The organism is Piscirickettsia salmonis LF-89 = ATCC VR-1361 (assembly GCF_000297215.2).
Taxonomy (GTDB): domain Bacteria; phylum Pseudomonadota; class Gammaproteobacteria; order Piscirickettsiales; family Piscirickettsiaceae; genus Piscirickettsia; species Piscirickettsia salmonis.
This window is the reverse complement of the sequence record NZ_AMFF02000029.1, coordinates 21,287-27,337: the sequence shown is the minus strand read 5'-3', so window position 1 is coordinate 27,337 and position 6,051 is coordinate 21,287. Positions and strand designations below refer to the sequence as shown.

Below are 6,051 nucleotides of genomic sequence, written 5' to 3'. Positions count from 1 at the left end.
CAAGGCACGCAACGCTGTGTGACGCGGACAGCCGAGGGTTTATAGTCGTCGCGTTTTGCTCGGCGATTTTGCATCATTGGATGTGCAAAATACCTACCGAGGTAGCGACGCTTACGATTTTCCTCATTTAAGCTCAAAACCGTTGAACGTGGATTTTTAGGTCCCATCGGGGCGTCTGATGTTGAAGCGCGATTTCTCCACTTTGCTACTGTTTTGACATTTAAATTGTGGCGATCCGCTAACGTTTTAAGGCTCTCTTGTCTTGATGACAAGTGGTCATAGGATGCACCACTAAACTGCGGGACTAAATACCTAGTAGGTTGCTATATATTTTAGTTGCATATGAATAAGCTTTTGTGTTAATTTCCTAGCCATATTCCATATGCTAAAGAAAACTTTAAGCTTCTAGGGTTGCTAGTCGTTAATGATTAAATTATTTTATATAAAAAAACGGGTTATCTTCTACCCTTTATTTATTATCCTAATCTTTATTATTTGTTTTATTTTATATTATGGATATAACTTATATTTGAATAATAACTTTCATGTTGTAATTCCAGGGCAAATCTACCGATCTGCGCAGCCAACTCCCAATGACCTTAATAAATATATGAAACAATATCATATCAAGTCAATCATTAACCTAAGAGGGCAGCAAATAGGCTCAGACTGGTATGATGATGAAGTTTCATTCGCAAAAATGTATCACATTAACCATTTTAATGTGGCGCTGGATGCACATAAAGTTCCTTCGTTAAACACCTTGCATTACCTAATTTATCTTATTGAAAATGCACCTAGACCACTATTGTTTCACTGCCGTGCAGGAGCGGATCGAACTGGCTTAGCCTCTGCGTTGAGTATTATTCTCAATGGGAACAGCTCGTTAGATGACTTAGAAGATCAAGCGTCTTGGCAATATGCAGCGTTATCACCAACAACGATAGGCTATCAAGTTTTAAAAAATTATTTAGATTGGTTATCAGAAAACCATAAAACAAACTCAAAAGCTAATTTTTTGGTTTGGGATAGAAGCTTAAAAGAGTTAAAGAGCTATAAAGGCTGGTTTTTTACTTAAGGTATGTGTTAGGTGTTGTTGTGGGGGTTGCAAAATTGCAAAAGAGGAGCGAAGGTTAACTAATTGCCAGTAATTAATTTAACTTCTGCATTTTCTATGGCATTGGATCGGCCATATAAAACAATAATGTCATTTTCTTTTAATTTTGTTTCAACAGGTGGGTCTTCTGAGCGAATGCCGTTACGTCGTAAGGCCGTGATAATAACTTCATATTGATTCAAGTTTAGTTCAGCGATGGTTTTACCAATGGCAAAACTACGTGCTGGGAGGAAAAATGATTGTAAATTTTCACGTTCATTATCGTTATCTTCATCTTCATGATGATGCAGTGAGTCACCTGCTTGAAAAAACCCTCTGAGCATACTGTAACGATTTTGGTGTGTATCAAAGCTCCAGCGCATCACCCGATATCGCGGCACGCCTAAGAGTAAGAGCAAGTGTGAGCCTAATAATAAGCTGCTTTCTGAGGTTCGAGTAATGACTTCGGTCGCACCGATCGCCATAAATTTTTCATAGTCATCATCATTATGGGTCCGTACCAGTATATTGATTTTTGGTGATGTTTTATGAGCGTGTTGAGTAATGGCTGCAGCAGCACCCTTATTGGCAAAGGTGATGACCAATGCCTTTGCTAAGTTTAGTTTTGTTGCCTCTAAAATACTTTCGCGTGATGCGTCACCATAAATTATATTTTCGCCAGCCAGTGCTGCTTGATTAACCCGTGTAGGATCTGAATCGATAGCAAGGTACTGAAAACCTTCAGAGGCGAGAATGCCGGCAATTTGTTGGCCCGTGCGCCCAAAGCCACAGATGATGACATGACCATTGAGCTCTTCATTGTAATTATTAGTTAGTGAGGATGTGGCTAAATTGGGTTCTGGAAAGTGTTTTTTTAGCTTGTCATAGCTATAAATTAGTAGTAAAGAGATAATCATGCTAAAAATAAAGCTCATTAACAACACTTGATCGTTGATAGGGCTGAGCATCTGAATTTGGCTGGCTAAGGCAATCAATACGAAGCTAAATTCACCACCTTGTGCGAGTAAAATGCCTATGCGTAGCGAATCTCGTCCATTATGCATGCGCAAGCCTCGACAAATGAGCGTAGTTAAGATTAACTTTATGACCACCAGGCCAAAGGCGACGAGAGTAACCTGTTGCCAAACAATGGGAAGTAGGTGAATATCGACCATCATGCCGACACTGATAAAGAAAAAGCCAAGCAGTGAGTCTTTAAATGGGCGAATGTCGGCTTCAACTTGGTGGTGATATGGTGTGCCTGATAATAAAACACCCGCTAAGAAGGCACCGAGTTCTTTAGAAAGACCCATCATTTCGGTAAAATTGGCCGCAGCTAGCGCGGTAAATAAAGCGGTGAGCATAAATAACTCACTGGAGCGCGTTTTTGAGATGGCTAAAAAAAGTGGCGAGAGTATCCAGTGGCCAATAAAGTATAAAAAAATCAGCGTTGCAGCACCTTTGACCATTTCTAGACTGATGTTAAACCAAAGGCTCTCATTGCCGGTGGTTTCTGCAAGTGCGGTGATAATAATTAATAAAGGGGCGACCATCATATCTTGAAAGATAATGGCACCAAAGGCGGAGCGGCCCAACGGAGTATTGAGTTCTTTGGAATCTGCGAGGGTTTTACTAATCATTGCTGTTGATGAGAGTGAGGCCGCTGCGCCGACAACAAAAGCGGCTGTAGGAGATAGTGGGGTGAGTGTAGCGATACCCCAAGCGACGACGGTGGTGATAACCACTTGCAGACCACCAAGTAAAAACACCGCGCTTTTCATTGCCAGGAGGCGACGAATGGGGAGCTGTAAGCCAATAGAGAATAATAAAAAAACAACACCAAATTTAGCAATGACTTGCATATCTTGAAGCTGCAGTAAGCTCGTATAATCTAGCATTAAGCCAGCAAAGATACCGACACTTAAATAGCCTAAAACAGAAGGTAAATTTAAACGATGGAATAAGTAGATTACACCAATAGAGGCGCCGAGGAGTGCAAGCAATTGTGTAAAGACTATCGGTGTCATTGCTACCCTCCAAAATTCCTCATAGCTTTAATTATAGAAATCAAATAGCGTGCTTTGTGAAAATGAATTCAGTATGCTGGAGTTAATTCGTTATCAACGAGAGAATAATAAGTTAGTGGAGCATATGGATATGGTGGTTAGTGAATGGTTAATACTTGCTATAATACAGGGTATTACTGAGTTTTTGCCCATCTCAAGTTCAGCCCATTTGATTATTCCAGGCCAGATTCTAGGTTGGCAGGACCAAGGAATTGTTTTTGATGTGGCTGTGCATTTTGGCACGTTATTAGCCATTATCAGCTATTTTTATCAAGATCTAAAACAGTTGTTTCAAGGCTGTTGGCAGGCACTGTCTAGTAAAACGATGAATCATGATGCACGGTTGCTTTTAGCTTTAGCGATAGGGACCATTCCTGTGGCTATTGCTGGAGTATTAGGGCAGGCTTTGATTGAAGGGTATTTACGCTCTGTCTGGGTGATTGCAGCAACAACTATCGGTTTTGGTCTATTACTATGGTGGGCGGATGCCTATGCTCAAGCTTTGAGCAAAAAGCAGTGCGCAGAGCCGACACTCGATTGGCGTGTGGCCGTTTGGGTGGGGTTGGCGCAAGTGTTTGCTTTAATTCCAGGAACCTCACGCTCTGGAGTCACCATGACTGCCGCTTTGTTTTTAGGCTTGAGCCGAGACACAGCGGCACGTTTTTCATTTTTATTAGCGATTCCAGTCATTAGCTTAGCGTCTTTACTACAGTGCTATAAGCTGGTAACTGCAGCGGTTGATATTAATCTTATCATGGTGATGGTTGCCATGAGTGTTGCTTTTATCAGTGCGTTATTATGTATTCATTTATTTTTACGCTGGATTCAACAAGTTGGTTTTATGCCTTTTGTCGTTTATCGGCTGTTATTAGGTTTCGTCTTAATTGTATTACTTTCTGCCTAAGAATATAGGTAAACTTTGATAGAAAAGATGTTTTGTGCCTGCGGATAAACTGTTATAGTGCTTGAGCATTGAAGGGGAGTGATAATGATCAAGCAGTTTGAGCAAAAAAAAATTGAACAGATGATAAAAGATATGCTGTTGAAAAGCGGCATTAACGATGTCTATACAGGCCAAGCAGTGGCCGAGCATCTCACGGGTGTTGAATGCAGTGAGGACAGGCTGAAAATCACCTTATGTTTGAATTACCCTTGTCAGAGTCGTCATGTTGAATTGACAGGAGAAATAAAAAATGCACTGCAGGCCCAGGCGCAGTTATTTGAGTTATCGGGTGATCTATTAAATACAGTGACTGTGGTGATAGAACAACGTGTTCAAGCGCAGCGTATTCAGCAAAATCTAAAGCGTATTAATGGTGTCAAGAATATTATTGCGATTGCTTCAGGCAAAGGGGGAGTTGGTAAATCAACAACCGCTTTAAATTTAGCCTTGGCCTTGCAGGCTGAAGGTGCTCGTGTTGGTATTTTAGATGCGGATATTTATGGGCCAAGCCAGCCGCATTTACTCGGAGCAGATACCCACCCTGAATCAAAAGATAAAAAAAGTATTGAGCCTGTTGAGCGCTTTGGCTTACAAACGATGTCAATTGGTTATTTGCTTGAAGATCAAGCGGTGATCTGGCGAGCACCGATGGCCACAGGTGCGTTATTACAACTTTTGCAAGATACGCGCTGGAAAGATTTAGATTATTTATTGCTTGATTTACCTCCAGGAACAGGTGATATTCAATTGACAATGTCGCAAAAAATCCCAGTCTCTGCTGCGATTATGATTACAACACCGCAAGATATTGCCTTGCTTGATGTGCGTCGTGGCGTACATATGTTTAATAAGGTGAATATCCCTGTGCTTGGTATTATTGAAAATATGAGCACGCATATTTGTCGTCAATGTGGGCATGAAGAAGCGATATTTGGTACTGGGGGTGGCCAACATTTAGCCGATGAATTTGATACAGAGTTACTTGGTCAATTGCCTTTAGATTTAGCTATTCGCCAAGGTGCGGATACTGGGGAATCTATCCTTCTGGCAGAACCTGGTGGGGAAATTAGCCAGCATTATTATGAAATCGCCCGTCGTTTTGCTGCGAAGCTTTCTTTGCAAGCCAAAGATTTTAGCCATCATTTTTCAAATATTATTGTGGAGTCATGATTATGAGTATTAAGTCTGATCGTTGGATTCAGCGTATGGCCAAAGAGCAGGGCATGATTGAGCCTTTTGAAATAGGGCAGGTTCGTGACTACCAAGGTGAGCGTATTATCTCTTATGGTACGTCTAGTTATGGTTATGATGTGCGTTGTGCGAATGAATTTAAAATTTTCACCAATATTAATTCAGCGATTGTTGACCCTAAAAATTTTGATAGCAATAGTTTTGTTGATGTTGACTCTGATGTTTGCATTATTCCACCTAATTCATTTGCGTTGGCTAGAACCGTTGAGTATTTTCGCATTCCGCGTAATGTATTAACAGTATGTTTAGGTAAGTCAACTTATGCACGTTGTGGCATTATTGTCAATGTCACCCCGCTTGAGCCAGAGTGGGAAGGGCATGTGACGTTGGAGTTTTCTAATACCACGCCACTACCTGCAAAAATTTATGCTCATGAAGGTGTTGCTCAAATGTTATTTTTTGAATCAGATGACGTTTGTGAAGTATCATACAAAGACCGCTCAGGAAAATACCAAGGTCAACGTGGGGTGACTTTGCCTAAGGCGTAAAAAATATAGATTTATCCTGATATGTTTATTGACAAGCTGCGATTAAAGCAGCTTATTTGTTTTTATTATAGCGCTCAACGAATAGTTTCTGACATTGACTTCATTACTTGACTAAGCGCTGTCTCTAAATTTATTTCATCTTGATCAAGCTTCATGCGAACCCTATTTTTAAGCGGTGACCATACATGCTCTATCGGGTTTAAATCA

At 40.8% G+C, this 6,051-nt stretch carries 5 protein-coding genes and 1 pseudogene; 4 read left to right on the top strand and 2 right to left on the bottom strand.

Going from position 1 to position 6,051, the window contains the following annotated elements; all coding sequences use genetic code 11:
* Nucleotides 1-272 (bottom strand): annotated as a pseudogene (locus C200_RS16050) (hypothetical protein); the annotation flags it as partial.
* 257 nt (nucleotides 273-529) lie between these two features.
* On the opposite strand from C200_RS16050, the gene C200_RS04270 reads away from it, so the two are divergent.
* On the top strand, nucleotides 530-1,078 hold the full coding sequence (locus C200_RS04270; RefSeq protein WP_230383258.1) for a tyrosine-protein phosphatase: 549 nt from the start codon (nucleotides 530-532) through the stop codon (nucleotides 1,076-1,078).
* A 59-nt stretch (nucleotides 1,079-1,137) separates the two neighbouring features.
* On the opposite strand, the gene C200_RS04265 is transcribed toward C200_RS04270, so the two are convergent.
* The gene (locus C200_RS04265) at nucleotides 1,138-3,123 is read right to left on the bottom strand and encodes a cation:proton antiporter domain-containing protein (RefSeq protein ID WP_016211471.1); all 1,986 of its coding nucleotides are present in this window, start codon (nucleotides 3,121-3,123) and stop codon (nucleotides 1,138-1,140) included.
* Nucleotides 3,124-3,196: 73 nt separating this feature from the next.
* Between C200_RS04265 and C200_RS04260 the strand changes: the two genes are divergently transcribed.
* From C200_RS04260 to dcd, 3 genes are all read left to right on the top strand, one after another.
* A complete protein-coding gene (locus C200_RS04260) occupies nucleotides 3,197-4,066 on the top strand; it encodes an undecaprenyl-diphosphate phosphatase (RefSeq protein ID WP_016211472.1) in 870 nt (289 codons plus the stop codon).
* An 84-nt stretch (nucleotides 4,067-4,150) separates the two neighbouring features.
* Nucleotides 4,151-5,275, top strand: coding sequence for an iron-sulfur cluster carrier protein ApbC (gene apbC, locus C200_RS04255; protein ID WP_016211469.1), 1,125 nt, complete (start codon nucleotides 4,151-4,153; stop codon nucleotides 5,273-5,275).
* 2 nt (nucleotides 5,276-5,277) lie between these two features.
* Nucleotides 5,278-5,844: a dCTP deaminase gene (gene dcd / locus C200_RS04250; protein WP_016211467.1), complete on the top strand. Its 567-nt coding sequence runs from the start codon at nucleotides 5,278-5,280 to the stop codon at nucleotides 5,842-5,844.
* Nucleotides 5,845-6,051: the final 207 nt, after the last annotated feature.

Coding starts and splice junctions, on each gene's coding strand:
- C200_RS04260 (WP_016211472.1), top strand. CDS start 3,197: ATGCTGGAGTTAATTCGTTATCAACGAGAGAATAATAAGTTAGTGGAG.
- dcd (WP_016211467.1), top strand. CDS start 5,278: ATGAGTATTAAGTCTGATCGTTGGATTCAGCGTATGGCCAAAGAGCAG.
- C200_RS04265 (WP_016211471.1), bottom strand. CDS start 3,123: ATGACACCGATAGTCTTTACACAATTGCTTGCACTCCTCGGCGCCTCT.
- apbC (WP_016211469.1), top strand. CDS start 4,151: ATGATCAAGCAGTTTGAGCAAAAAAAAATTGAACAGATGATAAAAGAT.